The following is a 26,229-nucleotide window of genomic DNA, read 5'->3' on the forward strand; positions in this document are numbered from 1 at the left end:
CGGCCCGGTGCTCCTAGGAGCACCGGGCCGGGGCGTGACCAGTCGGTTCAGGTGGATCAGGCGGTGATCAGACCGCCCTCGCCACCACCGCCCTCGCCACCGTTGCCGCGGCCACCGCCGTTGCCGCCCCCGCCACCGGCGCCGCTGGCGCACGCCGGGCAGGTGCTGCCGCAACCGTCGTCGGTGCTGCGCATGATCGCCGTCAGCACGCCGGTGTTGCGGACGATCGACACGTCCAAGTCGAACTCGGTCGTGCTGTCCATGACCTTGTTGGCCATAGTTGATCCCCTCCTTGCAGAGTTGGTGATCAGGAACACCTGGTCCGCGTCAGGACCAGGAGACTGTGAACCGGGTGTTCTTCTTGTCGATGACCAGGCCCCCGGGAAGCCGGTCGTCGGAGGTGCCCGCCGGGTAGGCGGTGATGATCGGGGCCGACCCGTTGCGGTGGCGGCCGTCCCAGGCGCTGATCTGTTCGACCACCCTGGCGGCCAGGTGCTCGGCATCGGGGCCGTGCCCGTACACGCCGAACTCGTGACGGTCCGGGCCCAGCTGCCGCAGCACCACGTAGGCGAAGGTGCCCCCACTGAACACCGCCGAGCTTCCCCACGGCCGTGCCTGCACGATCCCGGCACCAACGGCGGAGTCGTGCGCCATCAGCAGACAGAAGCCGGGCAGCGTCGTGGCGAGGAACATGTCCAGGTCATCGAACGGCTCCTGGTCGCCGACCGTGACCCCGGACCACCGCTCGACCCGGGGCTGCTTCAACGCGGCTGCCAGAAGTGCCCCGTCGGCCTGCTGCCCGTCATCCACCCGCAGTGCCACGGTGTCCTCGTGCAGGTAGACGACCTCCTCGCCGAAAGCTCCGGCCCCCTGCATCGCGACGAAGCCGGCCCGCTCGATCGACCGGCTCACCAGACTGCCGCTGTCCAGCTGGAAGGCCACGGATCGGTTGAGGCTGCGCACCCTGATCGGGACGACGATCCGGCCGCCCGGCGCCAACTGCTGCCACCAGGCGGGAGGCAGGTCCCAGGCCCCGACGGTCACCACGATGCGGTCATACGGAGCGTGCTCCGGGGCGCCGAACTCGCCGTCGGCGAGCACTACGTTCACCCGCGCGTACCCGGCCTGCGGCAGGAACCGCCTGGCGCGGTCGATGACGAACGGGTCGATGTCCATGGTGGTGACCTCGCCGGCCTCGCCGACCAGTTCCGCGAGGTACGCGGCGTTCACCCCGCCCGAGCCGATCTCCAGCACCCGCATGCCCGACTGAATATCAGCCTGCTCCAGCATGAACGCCTGGATGCGGGGGGCGGAGACGGTGCTGATCGCCAGCCCGCGTTCGTCGCGTTTGGTCACAATGGGCTGGTTGGAGTAGATCTCCTCCATGGGGGCCTCGGGGGCGAAGAGGTGGCGTGGGACCGTGCGGAACGCGTCCGCCACCCGGTCGGAACGGATCGCGTTCAGGTCGCGCAGTTGGTTGATGAGAGCCGCGCTCAGCGACTCGGCGGAAGTGACGGTCTTGTCACTGTCAGTGGTCATGTCCGGGAGCTTAGACACTGTGGTTCCTTCGGTTGAGCGCTTGCAGAAGAACCTTCGTGGTACAAGGAACTTGCCGTGTGGCGCGAAGTCAGCGGATCTTGAGAGTCGCGTGCACGGTCTTGCCGCGAGGGTCGAGGTCGGCGCCCCAACAACCCTTGGCCAGGCGGTTGACCAGCGCCATCCCACGGTGCCCTTCGTCTTCGTTTCCGGCCTGGATCGCCATCGGCAGCGTGCGGGAGCCGTCGCGAACGGAAATCCGGACGGCGCCGGCGTCGATATGGCGGATGCGGACCCGCATCGTCGTCAGGCGGCGGGTGTGTCGGGCGGCGTTGGCGACCAGCTCCGAAAGGATCAGCTCAGCAGTTCCGGTCAGATCGCCAAGGGCCCATTCGCGGAGTTTCCCGCGCCCCGGACGCCGGGCGACGCCGGCCGGTATTTCAGGTCAGCGGTCGCCGGCTGCTTCGCCACCAGGTCCACGAGTTCCTGGGGCGCCATGGCGGTGTTCACCGGGCTGCCCGGCACGCGGCCCGTCTGCGCCCTCCCGCCGCGAGCTGTGACAGCACCGACTTCCGCCGCTTGGCTCTGGTCAGGTTCTCCGCAAAGATCTCGCGGCCGTCGTGATCGGCGACCCAGATGCCCCAGGAGTGCCAGCCGGACGCGGCCTCGATCAGCTCCTGACGCCGGATCTGCTGATCCGCCGAGAGCCTGATCACGCCGCACCCCCATACCGGATCTCCCGCACCACGGCGCACGGCCACGGCTCTTCGCACCGGTCGCACCGGCCGTAGTTCGCGCGGTACTCGTCCAGGAGAATCCGGTCCGCGGTCGCGGGGGTGACCTCCTCACGGTGCACCGTGCGGCGCATCGGCGACGGGTTCGCGGCCGACAGTGTCGCGGCCCCGTTCAAGCTCCACGGGTGCGGTCTGTCGCGGGCAGAATCAGCGCTGGTCACGATCGCTCCTTTCGCCGGGTAATTGGCGGTCCGCCGATGACGGGGGCACCGACGGGCTGCCGCAGCAGCTCAACGTCCGGAGTCCAAAGAGGGGTTGGTCTCCCTCTGCCGAGCGGCATGCACCAACCAAACCGCGTGACGCACCGCCAGGAAACGGTGTCTCCGCGTAACTTCGTGATCGCTTCTCGTGAACTAATACGCCGTGTAGTAGTTCGCCGTGATCAGCGCCGGAAAGGGGTACCGTCCCCCATGACGACAGGGGGTCGGGAACCATGAGCGGAGAGCCGACGATCGGCGAGAACCTTGCCCGGCTGCGCAACCAGGCCGGGCTGACCCAAGAAGAACTCCACACCAAGTCGGGTGTGAGCGTCGCCACCATCCGGGCCCTGGAGCAGAACCAGCGCACCACGGCGTTGATGGGCACGATCTCCAAGCTCGCCACCGCACTGGACGTGAACCGGTCCAGCTTGCTCGGCCAACGCGAGACGCTGCACCAGGACGACGGCCGACGCGAGGAGAGCGTGTCCGCGCTGCGGCGCGTGATCCACCCCATCGCCTTCCTTCCGGTCACCATCGTGGAGGCCCCGCCGCTGTCCGAGCTGGACCGCTCGATCACCGATGCGTGGGAGACCTACCACCGCGGCGAGTTCGCCGACCTGGTCGCCGACCTGCCCGTCCTGCTCGAAGGGGTCCGCGCAGCTGTGCGCGACGCTGGAGGAGCCGACCGCCGCAAGGCTCGCGCCGCGCTCTCCCTCGCCTACCAGGTCGCCGCCCAGGCCGCCGGACACCTCGGTCAAGACGACCTTGCCCGCTCGGCGATCGAGTACGCCATGGCCGAAGCCGACCTGGCGGAAGACCGGGTGCTGATCGCCGGGGCTCGCAACGCCCTTTCCTGGGTGCTGCTGCGGCAGAACGAGGGGAAGCTGGCCGGCCTGGTCGCCACCGCCGCCGCCGACGAGCTGAACCCGCGGTTCACCCGCGACAATTATGCGGCCGTGCGGATGTGGGGCAGGCTGCGGCTGTCGGCCGCCACCTCGGCGTCCAGGCAGGACGACTACCAGGCGGCGAAGGAGATGCTGGCGGACGCCAAGCGGTGCACGACGGTGGTGGACGTGGACGCGATGGACTACCTCCACGGGGGCCACCACGCGGCCTTCGGCCCGTCGAAGGTGGCCATGGTGATGACCGAGGTGGCCATGTCCCAGCACAAGCCCGCAGACGCGCTCAAGGCTGCCCGCTCGGTCTCGCCGACGCCGAGGATTCCACCGATGACGCGCGGCCGTCACCTCCTGGACGTGGCTCACGCCCAGACCTGGCAGGAGCAGTACGGCGACGCGGTGGCGACCATGAACCGCGTGTATGGGATGGCCCCGGAGTGGCTGCGCTACCAGGTGCTCGGCCGCGAGGTGATCAGGCAGGTCCAGGAGAACAAGGGACGTCGCCAACTGGCGGGGCTCGCTCAGCTGGCCCGTCATGTCGGCCTGGCCGGACGGAACCGCTGACACCTCGAATCCGGAGCGGACGAGCGGGCGACGGCGTGAGTCCGGAAACGACGAAGCCCCCCGCCTCGGGGCGGTTTCCAGGGGTCGTTGCAACACGTGGTTAGTTGATCAAGCGGCGAGCAGATTGTGCAGGCGCTCGGCTGGGTTTTCCCAGCCGAGCGTTTTGTGTGGACGGCCATTGAGCTCGGCGGTGACCGCCACGAGGTGTTCGGGGCTGTGGATGGACAGGTCGGTGCCCTTCGGGAAGTACTGCCGCAGCAGGCCGTTCGTGTTCTCGTTGCTGCCGCGCTGCCTTGGACTGGCCGGGTCGCAGATGCAGACCGGGATGCCGGTGGTGACCGTGAAGGAGCCGTGCGCGACCATCTCCGCGCCCTGGTCCCAGGTCAGCGAGCGCACCGAGTGGGCGAGCAGTGTCTGGACGGTTTCCACGAGGGGCGTCGCGCACGTGCTCGGCGGTGCGGCCGTTCGGCAGGTGCAGGAGCATCACGTAGCGGGTGTGGCAACGACCGCTGGGACCCAAGCGTCCCGGGGGCGCCTGCGCGCGTTCCGCCAGGTCACGCCGTCCGGCGCGGCCGGGCCGGCCTTGGCAGCTGAGATAAATGGCTTGGGCATGGCCATTCACACCACTTGACGGGCCGTCACGGAGCAAGCAGACTCACTTCGCGGCCATCAGCTCATGTGAATCGATCGGGCACTGATCGAGCACTCTCATTCACAACAGCTGAGCCAGCTCCTCTCCCTCCGGTACCGCGCCAATCCCGTCCGGCCCCCGGATCGTCCGCCCTCCGCGTCCCAGGAGTTCAGCATGCCCTCGAAGACCCCGCCCGATGCCGCGGACACCGCCGCCCCCTGGTCACGCGTCGACCGCGCACCGCTGACCGGCAGCTGGTGGGCGCGCGGCCTGTGGCTGGCCGAGCGCCTGACCGCCGACGGCGAACCGCCCGCCCCGGTGCCCGACAGCCCGGCCGAGGGCAGCCTCGGCTGGCGCGCCGACCGCCGGCTGGCCCGCTGGCGCTCGGCGTTCCCCGACCACACCCCGGACACCGCCGACGCCCAGGCCCGGGCCCTCGGCATCGACCCGCCGCTGCTGCGCCGGCTGCTCGCCGAACACCCCGACAGCCTGGCCTCCCGGACCGCCAAACCGGACTGGGCCCGGTTCGTCGAGGACGTCATGGCGCGCGCCGCACAACGGCCGCCGACGCCCGACGAGGCGCACCGCGGCGAGCCCGGCGACGAGCACGACGCGGCCCCCGGCGACCAACACCAGCACGGCTTCGCCGACTTCGCGGTCCTCGTCGAACCCTTCCTCGCCGAGGCCCACCGCCTGCTGGCGGCCTCCGACCCCGCCTCCACCCCCGCCGGGAACGCCACCGCCGACCCGGCCGAGGACGCCCGCACGGCGGTCCGGCGCTCGCTCACCGACAGCCTGCGGGACCAGCTGGTCTCCTCGCTCGGCCGCACCCTGGTCCTGGAACTCCACGTGGCCCGGCTCTCCGGCCAGTTGGCCGGCGACACCCCGCGCGAACGCTTCCGCTCCTTCGTCGCCTGGCAGCGACAGCCCGAGCGGCTGGCCGCGCTCCTCGACGAATACGCCGTCCTGGCCCGGCTGTTGGCGTCCGTCACCGCGAACGCCGTCCACGCGCACCGGGAGTTCCTCGACCGCTTCACCGCCGACCGGCCGTCACTCGTCGAGCGGCTCTTCGACGGGCGCGACCCCGGCGAGCTGACCGACGTCCGGATGGGCCACGGCGACGGCCACGAGGCGGGCCGCTCGGTCGCGCTGCTGACCTTCTCCTCCGGCGCCCGGCTGGTGTACAAGCCCCGGCCGCTGGCCGTCCACGAGCACTTCAACGCGGTGGTCGACTGGTACGACACCGCCCTGCCGGACCTCGGCCTGGGCACCGTGGCGGTGTGGGACCGCGGCGAGTACGGCTGGATCGAGTTCGTGGAGCCGACGCCCTGCGCCGACCACGCGGCGGCCGAACGGTTCTACCACCGCCTCGGAGCGCTGCTCGCCCTGCTCTACGCGCTCGCCGCCACCGACTTCCACTTCGAGAACGTGATCGCCGTGGGGGAACAGCCGATCGCGGTCGACCTGGAGTCGCTGTTCCACGTGGGCGTGCCCCACCTGAGCGGCAGCCCGCTGGTCGACGACGACCCGGCGCAGCACCTGCTCGCCCACTCGGTGCAGCGGGTGGGCCTGCTGCCCTCGGTGCTGGTCGGCGACGGCGGCGCGGTGCTGGACGTCGGCGGGATGGGCGCCGACAAGGGCGCCGTGCTGCCCTTCAAGATGCCCGCCTGGGAGGACGGCGGCACCGACGGGATGCGCCTGACCCGGGTGCAGCGCGCCTTCGGCGGCAGCGCGAACCGGCCGAGCCTGGACGGCCGGGACGTCGACCCGGCGAACCACCTGCCGTCCCTGCGCGCCGGGTTCGAGGCCGGCTACCGGACGATCGCCGCCCACCGCGAGGCACTGCTCGCGCCCGACGGCCCGCTGGAGCGGTTCCGGGAGGACACCGTCCGCACCATCGTCCGCGCCACCCGCGTCTACGCCCACCTGCTGAGCGAGAGCACCCACCCGGACGTCACCCGGGACGCGCTCGACCGCGACCGGGTGCTCGGGCTGATCTTCGCCCAGTCCGCCGAGAACCCGGCGCTCCGGTCGCTGCTGGCGCTGGAGGCCGAGGACCTCTGGAGCGGCGACGTCCCGCTGTTCCGCGCCGTCGTCGGCTCCCGCGACCTGCACACCCACCGCGGGCACTCGCTGCCGCGGGCGCTGCCCGAGTCCGGGCTCGACCGGGCCCGGCGGATCATCGCCGCCATGGACGAGCACGACCTCGCCACCCAGGACTGGATCATCCGGGCGGCCTTCGCCGCCCGCGCCACCAACCCGCCGGCGGGCGGACCGGAATCCGCGGCCACCGCCACCCGGCCGGCCCGGCCCGCCCCGGCCGACCCCGACCGCTCCCCCGCCGAGCGCGCCCTGCGCCTCGCCCGGTCCGTCGCCGACCGCCTGATGGCCGACGCGCGCCACGCCGGCGCGCGGACCGGCTGGCTCGGGCTCGACCTGGCCCGGGACCAGTGGCGGGTCACCGCCCTGCGCGACGACCTGTACGGCGGCTACCCCGGCCCGGCGCTGTTCCTCGCCCAGCTCGCCTCCGTCACCGGGGAGGAGCGCTACGCGCAGTGGGCCCGCCGCGTCCTGGCACCGTTCCCGGAGCACCTCGCGCACGCACTGCACCGCACCCCGAAGCGGAGCTGGGGGGCGTTCGGCGGGCTGTCCGGCACCGCCTACGCACTGGACTGCGCCGCCGTCCTGCTCGACGACCCCGCGCTGGCGCAGCCCGTACCGGAGCTGCTCACCGCGGCCGCCCGCGGCCTCGACGACGACCGGCAGCTCGACCTGATCGGCGGCGCCGCCGGCTGCCTCGCCGTGGCCGAGGCCCTGGTGCGGCGGCACGGCAGCACCGCGCGGGACTGCGCCCGGCGCTGCGCCCGACTGCTGGTGGAGAAGGCCGAGCCGCACCCCGGCGGCACCGTCTCCTGGCGCACCGCGCTGACCGGCGAACGACCGCTGCTGGGGCTGTCCCACGGCGCCGGCGGGATCGGCTGGGCACTGCTGCGCCACGCCGCCCGCACCGGGGACGCGGACGCGCTGCGCACCGGGCGGGCCGCCCTGGCCTACGAGGAGGACGGCTTCGACCCCGGGCTCGACAACTGGCCGGACTTCCGGGAGCAGACCCCCAGGCCCTGGCAGGCCACCCCGCCCCCGGGCACCGTCGCCCACGTGCACGCCTGGTGCCACGGCGCCCCGGGCATCGGACTGCTCCGGGCCGACCTGCCCGCCGCGGTCCGCACCCCGGCGAACGACCGGGCCCTGCTGCGCGCCGTACGCTCGACCGCCGCCTTCGGCCAGGACGGCAACGACAGCCTCTGCCACGGCGGGCTGGGCAATCTGGAGCTGTTCGCCGCGGCCGCCCGCGCCGGCGTCGCGCGGGCCGGGGACCACTTCCGGCGGACCCGCGACACCCTGCTGGCCGGGATCGAGGAGCGCGGCCCGGTCTGCGGCACCCCCGGCGGCATCCCCACGCCCGGTCTGATGACCGGCCTGGCCGGCATCGGCCACGGACTGCTGCGGATCGCCGCACCCGACCGCGTCGCCCCCGTGCTCCTGCTCGCGCCGCAGGAGGCCCCGTGACCTCCCCGTCCGACGCCGCCCGGACCCGCCCCCGGCGACGCGCCCACCGCGTGCCGCTGCGGCTCCAGTTCACCCGCACCGAGTGCGCCGCGGCCTGCCTGGCCATGGTGCTCAGCCACTACGGACGCGACTCCACGGTGGCCGACTGCCGCCCGCTGCTCGGCGCCGGACGCGACGGCGCTTCGGTGGCCGTGCTCGTCGACGCGGCGCGGCGGGTCGGCCTGACCGTCCGCGTCGACCGCGGACCGGCCGCCCTGGAACGACCGCTGCGCGGCCCGGTGATCGCCTACCTGAGGACCCATCACTTCGTGGTCCTGGAACGGGTCGACCGCCGCTCCGTCCGGCTGGTCGACCCGGCCGGCGGACGCCGCCAGATCTCCCGGCGGGACTTCGACGAGCTGTTCGGCGGCGTGGCCGTCGCCCTGGAACCGGGCGAGCACTTCGAGGAGCGGCACACCCCGCTGCGCGACCGTCCGATGGTGCGGTACCTGCGGCGCTTCCTCGCCGCCCCGGGCGGCCGCTCGCTGCTCGCCCTGACCGCCCTGGTCACCGGAGGGCTGCAACTGCTCGGCCTGGCCGTCCCGTTGCTCACCCGCACCGTGGTGGACACGCTGCTGCCGCAGCACCGCACCGGCCTGCCCGTCCTGCTGGCGCTGTCCGCCGTCGGCATCGCCGTGCTCACCGGGCTGCTCACCGCGCTGCGCGCGCTGGCCCTGCTCGCGCTGCGCCGGCGCGGCGACCTGGTGCTGACCCGCTCCTTCGTCGAGCACCTCTTCCGGCTGCCGCTGCAGTTCTTCCTCGAGCGCGGACGCGGCGACCTGCTGATGCGCATGTCCAGCGTCTCCAGCACCCGGGAGACCATGACCCAGCAGCTGATGACCGTCGCCCTGGACGGCGTCCTGCTGGTCGGCTACCTGGTCGCCGTGGTGCTGCTGCAGCCCCTGTACCTGCTCGCCGTCGCCCCGCTGTTCCTGCTGCAGCTGTTCCTGGTCCTCCAGTCCCACCGCCGGCTGCGTAACCTCGCCCAACTGGAGCTGGTGGCGCGGGCGGAGGAGCAGAGCTACCTGGTCGAGGCGCTGGAGGCGATCCTGCCGCTCAAGGCGAACGGCGTGGAGGGCCGCGCCGTGGAGCACTGGCAGGGGCTGTTCACCCGCTACCAGGGCGCGATGCTGCGGCGCGGCCGCGCCACCGCCCGGCTCTCCGGGGCCCAGCGGGCGATGACCTCGCTCGGCCCGCTGCTGATGCTCGGCGTCGGCGCCTGGATGGTCATGACCGGCCGCTCCACCCTGGGCACCATGCTGGCCGCGAACAGCCTGGTGCTGTCCCTGCTGGCACCGCTGGAGACCCTGTCCACCACCGGCCAGCTCTACCTCACCGTCAACGCCCAGGTGGAACGCCTCTTCGACGTCCTGGACGCACCCACGGAGACCGGCGGCGGGCTGCGGCTCGCGTCGGACCGGGCCACCGCCGTCGACGTCCGCGCGCTGACGTTCCGTTACCAGCCGTCCGGGGCGCCGGCCCTCAGCGGGATCGACCTGTCCGTCGCCGCCGGCGGCAAGCTGGGCATCGTCGGCAGGACCGGCTCCGGCAAGAGCACCCTGGCCCTGCTGCTGCTCGGCCTGCTGCGGCCCGAGGAGGGGACGGTACGGCACGACGGCGTGCCGATCGACCGGCTCGACCTGGCCGACCTGCGTGCCCACTGCGGCGCCGTCCTCCAGGAGTTGAGCCTCTTCGGCGGCAGCATCAGGGACAACCTGACCCTCGGCCGGCCCGACGCCGAGGACGCCGAGGTGATCCGGGCCGCGCGGATCGCCGGACTGCACGAGGACGTGCTGGCCCTGCCGATGGGCTACGACACGCCCGTCGGCGAGAGCGGCTCGGCCCTCTCCGCCGGGCAGCGCCAACGGGTCGCCCTGGCCCGGGCGCTGGTGCACCGGCCCCGGCTGCTGCTGCTCGACGAGGCGACCAGCCACCTCGACCCGCAGACCGAACGCCACGTCGACGGCGCGCTCGCCGAACTCGCCGTCACCCGGATCGTCGTCTCCCACCGGCTCAACGCCGTGCGCAACGCCGACCAGATCCTCGTCCTCGAACACGGCCGGATCGTCCAACGCGGCCGCCACGACGAGCTGATCGAGCAGGACGGCGTCTACCGCTCGCTGTTCGGCGCGGCCGACAGCGACGTACGCCCCGCCCCGAGCCACTGAATCCGACGGGCCCGACGCCCGTCCCCGGAACCCCGGTCGGCCACCCGGCCGCCCGGTCGCGCAACCACCCACCGAAAGGCAGGACCGCCATGAGCGACGACAGCATCGCCCGCGCCTGGAAGGACCCGGAGCACACCGCCCGCGCCACCGCCCCCGCCCACCCCTCCGGCGAGGTCGACCTCGGCCTGATGGTCGGCGGCCTCTCCGACGAGGAGGGCGGCAGCGAGGCCCTCGGCAGCGCCGGCTGCTGCCCCACCTGGGCCACCGGCACCCACTGCTGACGGCCGGCCCACCTCCACTCCCGGAACCCGAAACGGAAGGAACGCCATGAGCGACGAGGACATCGTCCGGTCCTGGAAGGACCCGGAGGCGCACACCGCCCCCGGCCACCCGCTGGGCGAACCGGACCTCACCACCCTCACCGGAGGCGAGCAGGAGATGACCATCTTCGACATGTGCAGCAACCAGACCGCGTGCGGCACTTGCGGCAGCCTCAGCTACGGCTGCTGCTGACCGGCCCGGAAGGAGTCGAACCATGAGCGACGAGGACATCGCCCGGTCCTGGAAGGACCCGGAGGCCGCGCACACCGCCCCCGGCCACCCGCTGGGCGAACCGGACCTCACCACCCTCACCGGTGGCGAGGAGCAGATCACCGTGTACGACATCTGCACCACCAACATCACCGGCTGCGGCACCTGCGGCAGCTTCAGCTTCGGCTGTTGCTGAGCGGACCGGAAGGAGTCGAACGATGAGCAACGAGGACATCGTCCGGTCCTGGAAGGACCCGGAGGCGCACACCGCCCCCGACCACCCCCTCGGCGAACCGGACCTCACCACCCTCACCGGAGGCGAGGAGCAGATCACCATCTTCGACATCTGCCCCCTGCAGACCGGCTGCGGCACCTGCGGCAACTACACCCTCGGCTGTTGCTGAGCGACCGGAAAGGAGTCGAACCGTGAGCGACGACGAGGTCGTCCGGTCCTGGAAGGACCCGGAGGCGCACACCGCCCCCGGCCACCCCCTCGGTGAACCGGACCTCACCACCCTCACCGGAGGCGAGGAGCAGATCACCTACAACGACCTCTGCGGCGACACCGACCGCAGTTGGTGCGGCACCTGTGGCAGCTTCAGCTACGGCTGCTGCTGATCCGCGGGCGCCCCTGCGCACAGGACGTCGGGTCCGGCCCTCTCCCCGGAGGGCCGGGCCCCCGTTCGTTCCGGCGTTCGTTCCCGTGTTCGCCCCGGGGGACCGTTGCCGGGAGGCGGCACCACGCCCGAAGCTACGATGGTTACCCGGCGGCCGGCCCCGTGCTCCAGCGTCGCCGGGACCGGAAGTGACGGCGCAGGAGGCGGAGATGGCGGAAGCCGGGGCGAGCACGCTCGCCGAGAAGATCGAGGCGCTGTTCCGCACGGTCCGGCGCCCCAACCGGGAGCAGTACAGCAACGAGGACGTGGCGCGCGCCTGCCGCGAGGCCACCGGCGAGACCTTCTCGGCCACCTACCTGTGGCAGCTGCGCACCGGCAAGCGGGACAATCCGACCAAGCGCCACCTGGAGGCGCTGGCGGCGTTCTTCCACGTCTCACCTGCCTACTTCTTCGACGACCGCCCCGAGGAGATCGTCGCCGAACTCGCCCTGCTGGAGGCGCTGCGGGACGCCGGTGTCCGGAACATGGCGCTGCGGGCGGTGGAACTCTCACCCGAAGCCCTGGACACGGTCTCCGATGTGATCGAGACTATCGCTCGCCGGGAGGCTGCCAGGGGCAAGTCCTCCCAGTGAGCACGACGTGGTGCCGCCGAGGAGGCACCCCGCGACGGTTGACCGGCCACGTCGGCCCCGGCGGATAGGCGAGGCGCGCATTGCGGTGGATCCGACGGCACGGCGGAATGATGCGGCGCTGCCGCGCGATCAGCGAGTCGCTCGACCTCCCCGACCCGTTCGACGCCGCCGAGCTCGTCGCCCGCCTCGCCCGCGACCGCGGCCGCCCGATCGACCTGATCGCCGTCCCCGCGAAGCCCGGTGCTCCCTGCGGACTGCTGGTGACGACCGGTCAGGCCGACTACATCGTGTACGCCGAGGACACCACCGAGGTGCACCGCCAGCACATCCTGGTGCACGAGTACGCCCACCTGCTGCTGGGCCACGCCGACAGCCCCTCACCCGACCCCGGGCTCACCCGCGGCCTGCTGCCGCACCTCTCCCCGACGATGATCGGGAAGGTCCTGGGGCGGACCGTCTACCTCGAACCCCAGGAACAGGAGGCGGAGTTGCTCGCCTCGCTGATCCTCAAACGGGCCCTGCTGCCCGGCGGCCGCCCGTCCGGCGCCCAGTCCCGCGACGCCGAGTGGGCGCACCGGCTCTTCCCCCTGCTGGGCACCCGCCGCCCGCCGGGCCCGCATGACTGACCCCGTCCTCGCCGGCGCCGCGGTGCTGCTGCTCGGCCTGAGCACGTACCGCTTCTTCGCGGGCGGGCGCCGCGGCCGCACACCGGCCCTGCGCCACACCTGCTGCTTCGCCTGGTGCTTCGGCGCCTTCCTTGCGCTGATGGCCGGTCAGACCAGGGCGGACATCGACCACGGAACCGGCCTGGCGGGCCTGTCCGGCATGTTCACCGACCACCTCAAGATGGGCTCCGCCGGGTTCCTCGCACTGACCGCCGTCTCGCTGCGCCGTCCCGCGGACGACGCCCGGGCGCCGCGCCTGCGCCTGCGCCAGGCCGGCACCGCCCTCGCGGTCCTCTCGGCGACCGCCCTGTTCCTGCTCGCCGGGATCCGCGAGGACAGCGGCCAGATGGTGGCCACCGGCGCGTTCGGCCCGGTGGCGCTGGCCGGCTACGACCTGGTCATCACCGGCTACGTGACCTGCTGCCTCGTCACCCTGGCACGCCAGACGCTGTACTGGACCCGCCAGGCCGACACCACGGCGCTGCGCACGGCCCTCGGCCTGATCACCCTCACCGCCGCCGTCGGCCTGCTCTGGGCCGCGTGGGGGTTCGACGACGTCCTCGGCGCCCTGCGCTCGGGCCGCCAGCTGACCACCGAGGACCCGGTCTCGCTGGTGCTCGGACGGCTGTGCGCGGTCCTGCTGCTGGCCGGTGCCACCACCCTGCTGTGGGCGCGGGCCGGCCGCGCCGCCCGGCGCTGGCGGGCCGCGTACCGCAGCTACCGGTCACTCGGGCCGCTGTGGCGGGCGCTGCACGCGGCGTTCCCGCAGATCGCCCTCAGCTCCGGCCGGATGCCGCCGGCCGACGCCGAACTCGCGCTCTACCGCCGGGTCATCGAGATCCGGGACGGACTGCTGATCCTGCGCCGCTACCGCACGGCGGAGCCGCCGGCGGGGGCCGGCGGCGCGCCCCGCGGCACCGAGGCCGCGGCGCGGGCCGAGGCCACCAGGATCGCGGACGCCCTGGCCCGCGCCCGGGCGCGGGATCCCGACGACAGCGCCCCCACCGCGGCCCCTCCGGCGGCCGAGCCCCACCTGCCGCACGTCGGCGGCATGGAGGCGGAGACCCGCTGGCTCGGCCAGATCGCCCAGGCCCTCCGGACCCTGTCGCCCCGGGCCGCCGGGCCCCGCTGAACCTCGCGCGGCGCCCGAACACCCCTCACGACCAGCATGGTTACTGTTCGCAACCGCCTCTCGATCCGGAATCTGACCCTCCGGCTTCTTTCTCGGATGTGAGTTGCGCCACAACAGGCCAGGCAGTTTATCCGTTTTTGACGGAGCTGCTCCCCGTCTGACGGTGCATCGGCGAGTGTGCGGATCCTCGCGGCTTTCTCATGAACCTTTGACAGTCGTTTAAGCGTCCATGAAGATCCGCTCAACCTTCGCCCACACACCGGAAGTCGGAGCTTACGCACAGTGAGAACAGCAGCAAGACGGTCGGGCGGCCTGCTCACCGCGGCACTCGCCGCGGTCGCGCTGGCCGCGACGGCAGTGGCCCCGGCCGCCGCCGCAGTCCCCGGCGGAACACCGCCGCCCGGCGTGACGGACGCCCAGGACAGCGCGGAGAGCCTGGCCGTCAAGGAAGCCGCCCGCACCGGCAAGCCGGTCGAGGTGCTCGCCAAGCGCGGCGAGTCCAGCGACACCGTCGCCCAGCCCGACGGCAAGCTGAAGACCACCACCTACGTCCAGCCCAAGAGGGTGCGCAAGAACGGCACTTGGGTGGACCTCGACCCGACGCTGCAGACGCTGCCCGACGGCGCCGTCGCCCCCAAGGGCTCCACCGCCGACCTGCGGTTCTCCGGCGGCGGCAGCGAGCCGCTGGTCCGGATGGCGCGGGCCGGCAAGGAGCTGAAGCTCAGCTGGCCGAAGCCGCTGCCCAAGCCGAAGGTCACCGGCGCGACCGCCGAGTACACCTCGATCCTGCCGGACGTGGACCTGCGGCTGACCGCCACCAAGACCGGGTTCACCCAGGTCATCGTGGTGCGCACGCCCGAGGCCGCGAAGAACCCCGAGCTGGACCAGCTTCGACTCGGCCTGCACGGCGACGGCCTGACCGTCAGCCAGGAGGCCGACGGCACGCTCAAGGCGAAGGACCCGTCCGGCGGCGGCACCGTCTTCGAGGCGCCCGTCCCGGTCATGTGGGACTCCACCAAGCCGGCCACCCCGGCCGCGGCCCCCGCAGCCCCCGCTGCCCCCGCGGCCGCCGCCCCCAAGGCGCTCAAGGCCGCCCCGCAGCAGGCCCCGCAGGCCGAGGCCCCGGCCGCCGCCCCCGCCCCGGCCCAGGCCGCCCCCGCCGCCGGTCAGCCCGATCCCACCGCGTACGGCGAGGGCGACCTGCCCGGCGAGGGCGCCAAGATGACCCGCCTCAAGGTCGACCTGCCCAAGGACGGCCTGCTGCTCACGCCCGACCAGGCCATGCTGGACGCCCCGGACACGGTCTACCCGGTGATGATCGACCCGGCGTGGAACACCCCGCACGCCGGCGACTGGGCGGGCGTCTCGCGCACCTACCCGAACCAGGCGTACTGGCACTTCACGTACAACAGCACCTACGTCCACGACTGGGGCGTCGGCTACTGCGGCGACACCTCGCGGTGCGCGCCGACCGACGTGAAGCGGGCGTTCTTCCAGGTGCCCAACCCGTTCGCCGGCAAGCAGATCCTCAGCGCCACCTTCGGCACCTACGAGAGCTGGTCGTACTCCTGCGACGCCCGTCCCGTCGAGCTGTGGAACACCGGCTACATCTCCCCCGGCCTGAACTGGAACAGCCAGAACGCCTCCGGGTTCTGGGGCCGCTACCTGCAGACCATCAACACCGCCAAGGGCTGGAGCGGAAGCTGCCCCGGCGGCTGGCTGGAGTACGGCGCGGACGGCGCGGTGCGCAACCTCGTCCAGGACGCCGCCAACTGGGGCTGGCCGACCATCACCTTCGGTCTGAAGGCCCAGAACGAGGGCGACACGCTCGCCTGGAAGCGCTTCACCGACGACGCCTACCTGTCGGTGTACTACAACCTGCGGCCCAACCAGATCCCGATGTCCGACATGACGATGTCGCCGGGCTCGGTCTGCCAGTACCCGGGCATCAAGATCAACAAAATGCCGCAGGTCACCACCCGGGCCACCGACCCGGACGGCGAGGCCATCGGCGTGCAGTTCGCGGTCGGCTGGGACGACGGCACCGGTCTGCGCCGCCGCTGGTGGTCCACCGGCTCGGAGGACGCCGCGCCGGGATGGGACACCTTCAAGGCCTCCGGCTCGATCTTCTCCTGGCCGTTGCCGACCAACCTCCCGCAGAACCTCCAGCTCGACTGGGAGGCCCGCGCCTGGGACGGCGCGCAGTGGGGGCCGTGGTCCTCCGACGGTGACCCGACCGGCTGCTACTTCATCGTCGACACCTCCGCCCCGGACGGCCCGGCGATCACCTCCAACGCCTATCCGGGCTCCAAGGACGCCACCGCGGCGCTCCCGTGGACCGACGGCGTCGGCCGCACCGGCCAGTTCACCCTCAAGTCCGCCGCCACCGACGTGGTCAAGTACCAGTGGGGCCTCGACACCTCGCCGTCCGCGGCGAACGAGGTGGCCACCAGCGGTGGCGCCGGGCAGACGATCCGCGTCCAGCCGCAGACCGCCGGCGTCCACTTCGTCTCCGCCCGGGCCGTCGACGGCGCGGGCAACGCCTCGCAGCCCGAGACGTACTACTTCAACGTCCTCGCCGGGCAGCCGCAGCGCGCCGGCTGGTCGATGGACGACAACCCCGGCGGCACCGCTGTCACCGGCACCGGCGGCAGCTTCGACACCGCCCTCGGCTCCGGCGCCACCCCGGGAGCACCCGGCCACCTCAACGAGGGCCTCTCCCTGGACGGCACCTCCAACGCCTACGCCGAGGCCTCCTCCGCCGTCCTGGACACCTCCCGCAGCTTCACCGTCTCCTCCTGGGTCAAGTTCAACGGAGGCGACTACAACCGCGCGGCGGTCAGCCAGAGCGGCCCGGACTACTACGCCTTCCAGCTCGGCATCGAGAACGTCGGCGGCGTCTCCAAGTGGGGCTTCAAGGTCCAGACCGCGGCCGGCAACCAGGACGCGACCACGATCGGCGTGCAGTCCGCCGACCCGGCGACGACCGGCGCGTGGACCCACCTGACCGGCGTCTGGAACGCCGACGCGAAGACCATCCAGCTGTACGTCAACGGCACCCTCGCCAAGTCGGCCGTCGTGGGCACGGTCTGGGACGGGCACGGCCCGCTGGAAATCGGCCGCAACCGCTGGAAGGGCCAGTGGGTGGGCAACTGGCCCGGCTCGATCGACGAGGTCCGGGTCTGGGACCGCTCCCTGAGCACGACCGAGGTCGCCGACGTGGCCGTGGACAAGCAGCTCGCCACCGGGCGCCCGGCCAAGGCGGTCTGGCACCTGGACGGCGCCTCCGCCAAGCCGGCCGGCACCGCCGAGACCGACAACCTGACCGCCTACAACGGCGTCGCGCTCGGCCAGCCCGGCATCGCCGACAAGGCGATCCACCTGGACGGCGTGGACGACTACCTGCGCGGCACCCGCCCGCAGGTCGACGGCAGCCGGGACTTCTCGGTCTCCGCCTGGGTGAAGCTGCCGGCCCCCGCCGCCAACGACACCACCGCGAAGATCGCCGTCACCCAGATCGGCCAGCACAACAGCGAGTTCTCGCTGTACTACTCCACCTACTGGAAGCGCTGGATCTTCGGCCGCTACAAGGAGGACACCTCCGCCGACACCCTGGTGCGCACCTGGCAGCCCGACTGCACCCCGGGCACCCAGATCAACGGCGCGCCCTGCTTCGCCGGCACCACCGGCGAGTGGACCCACCTGCTGGGCGTCTCCGACACCGCCGCCAAGAAGCTGCGCTTCTACATCAACGGCTTCCTCGTCGGTGAGTCGGACTACACCCAGAACGCGCCGTGGGCCAACCCCGGCCCGCTGCAGCTCGGTGCCGTCAACCGCGAGGGCGTCAACGGCGAGTTCTTCGGCGGCGACATCGACGACGTGCGGGTCTACGACCGCGTCGTCACCGGCCCGGAGGCCGGCGCCCTGGTGCAGCAGCGCCCGCAGCTGGCCGGCCGCTGGAAGCTCTCCTCGGCCACCGGCACCCCGGCCGTCACTCCCGACGAGGGCCCGGCCAAGGCCGGCGCCCAGCTCGGCGGCGGTGCCTCGATCAAGGCCGACGGCGGCGTCCTGCCCGTCCCCGGCACTCTGCTGCTGGACGGCACCACCGGCTACGCGGCGACCGCCTCGACCCCGCTGCACACCGGCCAGAGCTTCACCCTGGCCGGCTGGGCGAACACCGCGGGCGTCCCGGCCCGGAAGATGACCGCCCTGTCGGTCGCCGGCGCCAACAACAGCGCCGTCGCCGTGCGCTGGGTCCCGCTGGGCAACGACGCCAACGGCCAGCCGTACGGCCAGTGGCAGGCCGAGGTCCGCGACTCCGACGCCACCGGCGCGACGCGCACCCTGACCGCGCACAGCTCCGCCGTCTCCGTCATGGAGAACTGGACGCACCTGGCGGTCAGCTACGACGCCTTCACGGACCGGCTGGTCCTGTACGTCAACGGCCAGGTGGAGAACCAGGGCTGCCCGGACGGCTCGACCGGCTGCACCCCGCACATCTCCTGGACCACCGCCCCGCAGCCCTTCGAGGCGGGCGGCGGCCTCCAGTTCGGCCGGAGCAAGGACTCCGGCGCCTGGGGCGAGTACTTCTCCGGTGAGCTGGACGACGTCTGGCTGTACCAGGGCGTGCTGAGCCCCGCGCAGATCACCAAGCTCGCCGACTACAACGTCGAGCTCGCCACCTCCACCGGGGTCTGATCCCCCCTCTCTCTGCGGGCCGGGCGGCTTCCTGCCGCCCGGCCCGTGGTCCGTCACACCCGTTTCACCCCTCAAGGAGTTGTTTCCCCATGAGCAGGAAGAGGTCGGTGCCCCGGCCGACCCGCTCCAGAGTGTCCGCGGTCATCGCGGGCACGCTGGTCGGGTCGCTGCTGCCGGCACTGCCACTGGCCGCCGTCGCGGCGGCCGCGGAACCGTACACCAAGCCCTCGGCGGTCTCCCCGGAGAAGCCGGTCAAGGGCTCGGACTCCAAGACCAAGGACCGCAAGGCCGACACCACCGTCAGCAGGACCGACGGCAAGCACGGCGCCCTGCCCGCCGCGGGCAGCGCCACCGTCGACGTCCCCGGCGAGAAGGGCAAGGCGGTCAAGGCCGGCAAGCTGCCGGTCGCCGTCTCCTCCTCCGGTGCGGCGGGCAAGGCGAAGGTCGAGCTGCTCGGCCAGGACGCCGCCACCAGGGCCGGCATCAACGGCGTGCTGCTGACCGTCTCCGGCGCGGACGAGAACAGCGGCCTGGCCGTCGACTACTCGTCCTTCGCCCAGGCGGCGGGCTCCGGCTTCGGCTCCCGGCTGAAGCTGGTCCGCCTGCCCGAGTGCGCGCTGACCACCCCCGACCTGCCCGAGTGCCGGGTGCAGACCCCGCTGCCGGGCGGCAACGACGTGGCGAAGCAGACCGTCGCCGCGGACGCGCTGACGGCGGCCCCGGCCGGGTCGATGCGGCTGGCGTCCGCGCCGGGCGCCATGGTCGTGGCGGCCACGGCCGGAACGGCCGGGCCGAGCGGCGACTACAAGGCGACGCCGCTCACCTCGGCGTCCTCCTGGTCGACGTCCCTGAACAGCGGATCGTTCAGCTGGTCGTACGACATGCCGCTGACGGCGATGCCCGGCGGGCTGACCCCGAAGATCGGCCTGTCCTACAACTCCGGTGCGATCGACGGGCGGACGGCCAACAGCAACAACCAGGCCTCCTGGGCGGGCGACGGCTTCGAGCTCTCCCCCGGATTCGTGGAGCGCAGCTACAAGGCCTGCGCGGACGACGGTGCGCCCAAGACCGGCTCCGCCAGCCCGGGCGACCTGTGTTGGGCCACCGACAACGCCACCATCAGCTTCGACGGGCACTCCGGCGAACTGATCCCGGTCTCCGGCGACGAGTGGCGGATCAAGGGCGACGACAACACCAAGGTCACCCGCGTCCGCGACAACGGCCGGGGCAACGGCGACAACGACGGCGAGTACTTCCGCGCCACCACCACCGACGGCACCAACTACTACTTCGGCTACAACCGCCTGCCCAACTGGAGCGCCGGCAAGCCGGAGACCAAGTCCGTCTACACCGTGCCGGTCTACGGCAACAACGCGGGCGAGCCGTGCAACGGCGCCGACTTCGCGTCCTCGTGGTGCCAGCAGGGCTGGCGGTGGAACCTGGACCTGGTGGTCGACGCCCACGGCAACGACATCACGTACTGGTACACGCCCGAGACCAACAACTACGGCCGCAACCTGAAGGCCACCGACCGCACCCCCTACATCCGCGGCGGGCGCCTGGACCACATCGAGTACGGCCAGCAGCAGGGCGACATCCACTCGGCCACCGTCAAGCCGATGGGCCGGGTCGAGTTCGGCACCGCCGAACGCTGCCTGGAGAGCAACGCGGCGCTCTGCGACCCGGCGAAGATCGACACCAACCGGCAGTACTGGTACGACACCCCGTGGGACCAGAACTGCAAGGACGGCACCGACTGCACCGGCCAGAACTCGCCGACCTACTTCACCCGGACCCGCCTCACCTCCGTCACCGCCAAGACCCTCCAGGCGGACGGGAGCTACGCCGCGGTCGACACCTGGAGCCTGACCCACCAGTGGGGCACCGCCGACTTCGACTACCAGCTGCTGCTGGACTCCATCCAGCACACCGGCTCCTCCGCCACCCCGGCGATCGCCCTGCCCAAGACCGGCTTCGCCTACAAGCAGATGGCGAACCGGCTCGACAAGGTCGGCGACGGCCGCATGCCGTTCATCAAGCAGCGGCTGGGCACCATCACCGACGAGCAGGGCGGCCAGATCGACGTCAACTACTCGGCCGCGGCCTGTGACTGGAACAACCTGCCCACGCCGCAGAGCAACACCACCCGCTGCTTCCCGCAGATGTACCAGCCGTCCAACGACGTGCCGGTGACCACCGAGTGGTTCAACAAGTACGTCGTCGACGCGGTCATCGCCACCGACCGCACCGGCGGCGCACCCGACATGGTCACCCACTACACGTACCTCGGCGACGCCGCCTGGCACTTCGACGACGAGGACGGCCTGACCCCGGCCAAGCTCAAGACCTGGTCCCAGTGGCGCGGCTACGCCCACGCCCGGGTCGAGACCGGTGGCGTGACGGGGATGACCACCCAGGCCGACCACTGGTTCCTGCGCGGCATGGACCAGGACCGCAACAACCCCGCCGACAAGAACAGCAAGCGCAGCGTCACCGTCGACGACGGCCAGGGCACCGTCCTGACCGACGACCAGGCCTGGTCCGGCTTCGAGTACCGCAGCGAGCAGTACGACAAGCCCGGCGGCGTGGTCCTCTCCAAGTCCGTCAGCACCCCGTGGAAGAAGGAGACCGCCAAGCGCTCCAACGACTGGGGCACCACCACCGCCAACCTCACCGGCACCCAGGCGAGCAGGACCTTCACCTCGCTCGACAAGGGCGCGGGCGCCGCCTGGCGCGAGACCCGCACCTCGACCTCCTTCGACGACTACGGCCGTGCGACGCAGAGCGAGGACCTGGGCGACGTCGCGGTCGGCACCGATGACACGTGCACCCGCACGACGTACGCCGACAACACCGCGGCGTGGATGCTGACCGGCAGCATCCAGGTCGAGACGGTCGCCGCCAACTGCTCGGCAGCCGTGAACCGCGACACCCAGGCGGACGGGACCTCCGCCGTCCTGTCCGACGTCCGCACCCGCTACGACGGCCAGGCCTACGGCGCCGCCCCCGTCAAGGGCGACGTCACCACCGTGCACACCCTGAAGTCCCGCTCCGGCAACCGGGCCACCTACCTGGACGGCACGACCCACTACGACGCCTACGGCCGTTCCGACAGCACCACCAAGCTGGCGTCCACCACGGTGTTCGACACCACGGGCACCACGGCACCCGTGACCACGGCCAGCCCGCTGGCGCAGACCACCACCACCGGCTACGCCCCGGCGAACGGCCGGCCGACCAAGGTCACCACGACCGGACCGCCGGTGGTCGCGGGCAACCCCGCCACCGCCATGGTCTCAGTCGCGGACGTCGACCTGCTGCGCGGCCTGACCATCGACACCGTCGACGCCAACAACCGCCGCACCGACACCCTGTACGACGCACTCGGCCGCACCCTCAAGGTCTGGCTGCCGAACCGCTCCAAGGGCAGCGGCCAGACCCCCAACCACGAGTTCGGCTACACGGACAACGACGGCCAGATCCGCGTCGTCTCCACCAAGGCGCTCAACGCCGACGGCTCCCAGGCCACCGCGTACACCCTGTACGACGGTTTCGGCCGGGCCCGTCAGACCCAGTCCCCCGGGGACAACGGCGGCCGGGTCCTGACCGACACCTTCTACGACGAGCACGGCCAGGCCGCGCTCGCCTACGCCGGCTACTACGCGACGGGCGCGCCCTCCGGCACGCTGTTCAAGGTCGAGGACGCCACCGGCGTCGAGACCCAGACCGCCAGCACCTTCGACGGCCTCGGCCGCGTCGTCAAGTCCACCACCCTGGCGGGCAACGGCGTCGGCACCCCGATCGCCACCACCCTCACCGAGTACGACGGCGACCGGGTCACCGTCACCCCGCCCCAGGGCGGCACCCCGTCGACGAGCATCAAGGACGCCCGCGGCCGCACCACCGAAATCCGCCAGTACCGCGGGGGCTCCCCCGGTGGCGCCTACGACACTATCCGGTACGGCTACGACCAGGCGGGGCACACCACCCAGCTGACGGACCAGTACGGGACGCAGTGGAGCTGGACGTACGACCAGCAGGGCCGACAGGTCAAGACCGTCGACCCCGACTCCGGTACGTCGGTCAGGACCTATGACGACCGCGGCCGACTCGCCACCAGCCGGGACGGCAACAACCAGACCCTGGCCTACGTCTACGACAACCTCGACCGCCAGATCGAGCTGCACTCCGGGTCCGTCTCGGGCCCGCTGCTCACCTCGCAGACCTGGGACCCGGCCGGCAACAAGGGTCTGATCTCCTCGGCCACGCGGTACTCCACCGTCGGCGGCGCCACCTACCCGTACACCACGACCTGGTCGCTGTACGACGCGCTGGGCCGCGCGAACCGCAGCACGCTCAGCGTTCCGTCCGTCCCCGGCCAGGAGGCCCTCGCCGGGAACTACATCAGCGGCACCACCTACCGGCTCGACGGCAAGCAGCAGAGCACCAGCTACCCGGCGGCCGGCAACCTCGCGGCCGAGTCGGTGGCCTACGGCTACGACTCCCTCACCCGGATGATCACGGCCGAGGGTCTGAGCAGCTACCTCACGAACCAGACCTACAGTCTGACCAGCAAACCGCTGCAGAGCACCCTGTCCGACGGGACCGCGAACAAGCAGCTCTACATCACCAACGCCTACGAGTGGGGCACCCAGCGGCTGGCGTCCAGCCGCACCGACCAGTACGGCCAGGCGAACCCGCTGCGCGCGGCCGCGTACACCTACGACCAGTCCGGCAACGTCACCTCGATCACCGACACCTCGCGCTCCGGCACTGACCGGCAGTGCTTCCAGTACGACTACCTGGCCCGGCTCACCGAGGCGTTCACGCCGAGCGGCACCGGATGCCCGGCCAAGCCCGACGCCAAGGCGCTAGGCGGCCCGGCGCCGTACTGGACCAGCTGGCAGTTCAACCCCGACAGCACCCGGGACACCCAGACCCGGCACGACACCACCGGAGACCCCACCAAGGACGTCACCACCAAGTACAACTACCCCGGCCCGACGGCCGCCCAGCCGCACACGCTGAAGAGCACCAGCGGCACCGGCGTCCTCGCCGAGACCGCCGGCTACGACCCCGCGGGCAACACCATCGCCCGCCACCGGGACCTCACCGCCGGGGCCACCAGCGACCAGGCGCTGACCTGGGACGCCGAGGGCAAGCTCGGCAAGGTCGTCGACACCGTCAAGAACGGGCCCGTCACCAGCACGAAGACGACGGAGTACCTGTACGACCCCAGCGGCAGCCGACTGACCTCTCACGTCCTGGACAGCGCGAACCCGAGCGCCGAGAGCTGGACGCTCTACCTCGGCGCCACCGAGCTGACCCTGACCAAGGGCGCGGCCAAGCCCACCGCCACCCGGTTCTACTCGCTCGGCCAGGCCTCGGCCGTGCGGACCGACGACAACAAGGTCGCCTTCCAGGTCGCCGACCACCACTCCACCGCCGAACTGAACGTCGACGCGGCCACCGGAGCAGCGGCCCAGAAGCGGACCACGCCGTACGGCGAACAGCGCGGGACGGCTCCCGCCACCTGGTCGGGCAACCACGGGTTCCTGGGCGGCGTCAACGAGCCCACCGGTCTGGTCCACCTCGGAGCGCGCGACTACGACCCGTCCCTCGGCCGGTTCCTCAGCATCGACCCGCTGTTCGACCCGACCAGCCCCAAGGAGCTGAACGGGTACGCCTACTCGGGCGGCAACCCGACCAGCACCAGCGACCCCGACGGCCGCAAGATGTGCGCCGACGACTGCTCCGGCAACGACATGGCGCTGCACGGCTGGGTCGGCATGAACGGCGTCTTCCACGAGCCGACCATGGGCGACCAGTGCGTCACCCACTGCACCGACGACGGTGACGACGACGAGGTCCCCAGCACGCGTGGTGGCGGTGGCGACGGCGGATCGCCGTCCCCGACCAAGACCACCAAGGGCACCGCGGAGAACCGCAAGAAGTGGCACGAGGCCCGCGTGGCCTGGCTGATGCAGCCGGACAACCCGATCATCGGCGAGTACCTGGAGAAGATCCGGGAGATCAACAAGAAGTACTGCCACCGCTCCGCCCGGGACGGCTGCGGCTTCGCCAACATGGCGCAGGACCTCGTGGACCGGAACTACGTCGAGGACATCGCCGGCCGGATCGACGAGTCCGAAACCCCCTTCGACGAGGACCGGTTCAGGACGCTGACCAAGAAGGGGAGCAACCTCACCACCTGGTCGCTCAGCAACAGCGAGTACGCGATAGCCTTCCAACTGGCTCAGGGCGGATCCCACGTCAAGGCGACACTGGACGACGGCGGAAAGTCCGGAAAGGGTTTCGACGCCTGGGTCGACGGAGTGCCGTCCGAGTTCAAGGAGACCAAGCCCGGACCGAACGCCGTCCACGACAACATGAGGAAGTCCAACGGGAAGGGTGCGGTGCGTACCTACATCCGCATGCCGGACGACTACTCCGCCAAGACCGCCATGGCGAGCCTGGACGACTACCTGCGCAGGCGGAGTTCGGACTTCCAGGAGTACCACATCTGGGCGGCCGGAGACCCGAGCGGCTGGAGCATCAGCGGCACGATCGGTGGCGGCTACAAGTGCAAGGGCCACGGGTGCTGAGACCATGTCGACCGATGCCGCCATCCTGGTAAGACGACCCTCCGGTCCCGCCCTCACCGCCCGGGAGATCTCCGACGTCCTCACGCTGACCGCCGATCCGCTCACGGATCCGTGGCACCACGTCGTGGGCACGGACGGGTCGAAGTTCCGGCTCCGGCTGAGCAGCGCGCCCGGCGACCTCTCCGGGCCGGCCGTCGAGTCGTCCGGTGCCGGGGAGCGGGACTACGACTGCTTCATCCACGTGTCCATCTACTGGACGACCGAGGAGACCGACGACAGCATCGGTTCGCTGCGGGCGTTCTGCCGCTCCCTCGTCGCCGAGCTGCACACCGTGTGGCCGGAGGCGGAGTCGGTGTTCGAGGTCGATGACGCCTACAGCTACCGGGCCCTCCCGGAGCCGTCCCAGGGCGTGGTCGACCTGCGGCTGGGGAGCGGGGCTCCGCCCGCGGAGCTCGGCTTCTCCCTGGTCGAGGCGGCCAACCGCGCCGCCTCGGGCACCGGACTCGTCTTCAGCGAGGACGAGCCCGGCCGGCACATCGTCCCGTCGGACGGCGCGGGCGACTCGGTGACCTACACCGTGTCCCACCGGGCGGAGGAACTCCCCTTCGCTGCCGGGGCGCGCTCCGCCGCCGCCCCGCTCGACGCCCGGAAGTTGGGCGAGTTCACCGAGCGCCTACTCGCCGAACTCGCCCGGCACACCGACGGCGCCGACCTGGCCTGCTGGGTGAACGGCCGGCTCTACCGCTACGAGGTGGAGCTCACGCCGCCGCTCGACTGACCTGATGCGCACTGAGGGGCCCCGACCGCTGCCTGCGGTCGGGGCCCTGCGCGTATTCGACATCGGCCCGCCCACGACGGCCGACGTTCGTAGGCGGGACACTGTGTGCGGCGCTGGAGGCGATCGCCGTCGCGGCGCCCGGGTGGCCTGCCTCGTGGACGGATCCGAACGGG

The 26,229-nt window shown here is 71.9% G+C and carries 18 protein-coding genes and 1 pseudogene; 14 read left to right on the top strand and 5 right to left on the bottom strand.

Going from position 1 to position 26,229, the window contains the following annotated elements:
• Positions 1-56: 56 nt before the first annotated feature.
• From ACWDBB_RS18370 to ACWDBB_RS18385, 4 genes are all read right to left on the bottom strand, one after another.
• Positions 57-278 (bottom strand): FxLD family lanthipeptide, encoded by a 222-nt coding sequence (locus ACWDBB_RS18370; protein WP_449790583.1) that lies wholly within the window; start codon positions 276-278, stop codon positions 57-59.
• A gap of 49 nt (positions 279-327) precedes the next feature.
• A complete protein-coding gene (gene fxlM, locus ACWDBB_RS18375) occupies positions 328-1,539 on the bottom strand; it encodes a methyltransferase, FxLD system (protein ID WP_449790584.1) in 1,212 nt (403 codons plus the stop codon).
• An 88-nt stretch (positions 1,540-1,627) separates the two neighbouring features.
• Complete coding sequence (locus ACWDBB_RS18380; RefSeq protein WP_449790613.1) at positions 1,628-1,975, bottom strand: ATP-binding protein; 348 nt, start codon at positions 1,973-1,975, stop codon at positions 1,628-1,630.
• Between the two features lie 67 nt (positions 1,976-2,042).
• Positions 2,043-2,252, bottom strand: coding sequence for a hypothetical protein (locus ACWDBB_RS18385; protein ID WP_449790585.1), 210 nt, complete (start codon positions 2,250-2,252; stop codon positions 2,043-2,045).
• Between the two features lie 511 nt (positions 2,253-2,763).
• On the opposite strand from ACWDBB_RS18385, the gene ACWDBB_RS18390 reads away from it, so the two are divergent.
• Positions 2,764-3,993: a helix-turn-helix domain-containing protein gene (locus tag ACWDBB_RS18390; protein ID WP_449790586.1), complete on the top strand. Its 1,230-nt coding sequence runs from the start codon at positions 2,764-2,766 to the stop codon at positions 3,991-3,993.
• A 108-nt stretch (positions 3,994-4,101) separates the two neighbouring features.
• Here the strand turns inward: ACWDBB_RS18390 and ACWDBB_RS18395 are convergent.
• Positions 4,102-4,489, bottom strand: a pseudogene (locus tag ACWDBB_RS18395) (IS30 family transposase); the annotation flags it as partial.
• Positions 4,490-4,798: 309 nt separating this feature from the next.
• Here ACWDBB_RS18395 and ACWDBB_RS18400 point away from each other — a divergent pair.
• From ACWDBB_RS18400 to ACWDBB_RS18460, 13 genes are all read left to right on the top strand, one after another.
• Positions 4,799-8,191: a type 2 lanthipeptide synthetase LanM family protein gene (locus ACWDBB_RS18400; RefSeq protein WP_449790587.1), complete on the top strand. Its 3,393-nt coding sequence runs from the start codon at positions 4,799-4,801 to the stop codon at positions 8,189-8,191.
• On the top strand, positions 8,188-10,398 hold the full coding sequence (locus tag ACWDBB_RS18405; protein WP_449790588.1) for a peptidase domain-containing ABC transporter: 2,211 nt from the start codon (positions 8,188-8,190) through the stop codon (positions 10,396-10,398). Before ACWDBB_RS18400 ends, ACWDBB_RS18405 begins: the two co-directional genes overlap by 4 nt.
• Before the next feature lie 89 nt (positions 10,399-10,487).
• Positions 10,488-10,679, top strand: a complete 192-nt coding sequence (locus tag ACWDBB_RS18410) for a hypothetical protein (protein WP_402399431.1) — start codon at positions 10,488-10,490, stop codon at positions 10,677-10,679.
• Between the two features lie 46 nt (positions 10,680-10,725).
• A complete protein-coding gene (locus ACWDBB_RS18415) occupies positions 10,726-10,911 on the top strand; it encodes a hypothetical protein (protein WP_449790589.1) in 186 nt (61 codons plus the stop codon).
• A 22-nt stretch (positions 10,912-10,933) separates the two neighbouring features.
• On the top strand, positions 10,934-11,125 hold the full coding sequence (locus ACWDBB_RS18420; RefSeq protein WP_449790590.1) for a hypothetical protein: 192 nt from the start codon (positions 10,934-10,936) through the stop codon (positions 11,123-11,125).
• Positions 11,126-11,147: 22 nt separating this feature from the next.
• Positions 11,148-11,333 (top strand): hypothetical protein, encoded by a 186-nt coding sequence (locus ACWDBB_RS18425; RefSeq protein WP_449790591.1) that lies wholly within the window; start codon positions 11,148-11,150, stop codon positions 11,331-11,333.
• Positions 11,334-11,355: 22 nt separating this feature from the next.
• Entirely contained in the window at positions 11,356-11,547 is a 192-nt protein-coding gene (locus ACWDBB_RS18430) for a hypothetical protein (RefSeq protein ID WP_449790592.1), read from the top strand.
• A 208-nt stretch (positions 11,548-11,755) separates the two neighbouring features.
• Entirely contained in the window at positions 11,756-12,178 is a 423-nt protein-coding gene (locus ACWDBB_RS18435) for an XRE family transcriptional regulator (RefSeq protein WP_449790593.1), read from the top strand.
• Positions 12,179-12,285: 107 nt separating this feature from the next.
• Positions 12,286-12,804 carry a ParH-like protein gene (locus ACWDBB_RS18440; RefSeq protein ID WP_449790594.1) on the top strand — a complete coding sequence of 173 codons (519 nt, stop codon included), beginning with the start codon at positions 12,286-12,288 and terminating at the stop codon, positions 12,802-12,804.
• Entirely contained in the window at positions 12,797-13,975 is a 1,179-nt protein-coding gene (locus ACWDBB_RS18445) for an MAB_1171c family putative transporter (RefSeq protein ID WP_449790595.1), read from the top strand. The genes ACWDBB_RS18440 and ACWDBB_RS18445 overlap by 8 nt, the downstream gene beginning before the upstream one ends.
• Positions 13,976-14,257: 282 nt before the next feature.
• Positions 14,258-18,673: a LamG-like jellyroll fold domain-containing protein gene (locus ACWDBB_RS18450; protein WP_449790596.1), complete on the top strand. Its 4,416-nt coding sequence runs from the start codon at positions 14,258-14,260 to the stop codon at positions 18,671-18,673.
• An 89-nt stretch (positions 18,674-18,762) separates the two neighbouring features.
• The gene (locus ACWDBB_RS18455; RefSeq protein WP_449790597.1) at positions 18,763-25,278 is read left to right on the top strand and encodes an RHS repeat domain-containing protein; all 6,516 of its coding nucleotides are present in this window, start codon (positions 18,763-18,765) and stop codon (positions 25,276-25,278) included.
• Positions 25,279-25,282: 4 nt separating this feature from the next.
• Entirely contained in the window at positions 25,283-26,056 is a 774-nt protein-coding gene (locus tag ACWDBB_RS18460) for a hypothetical protein (protein WP_449790598.1), read from the top strand.
• The last annotated feature ends 173 nt before the right edge of the window (positions 26,057-26,229 follow it).

The sequence above is a fragment of the Kitasatospora sp. NPDC001095 genome, from assembly GCF_053598615.1.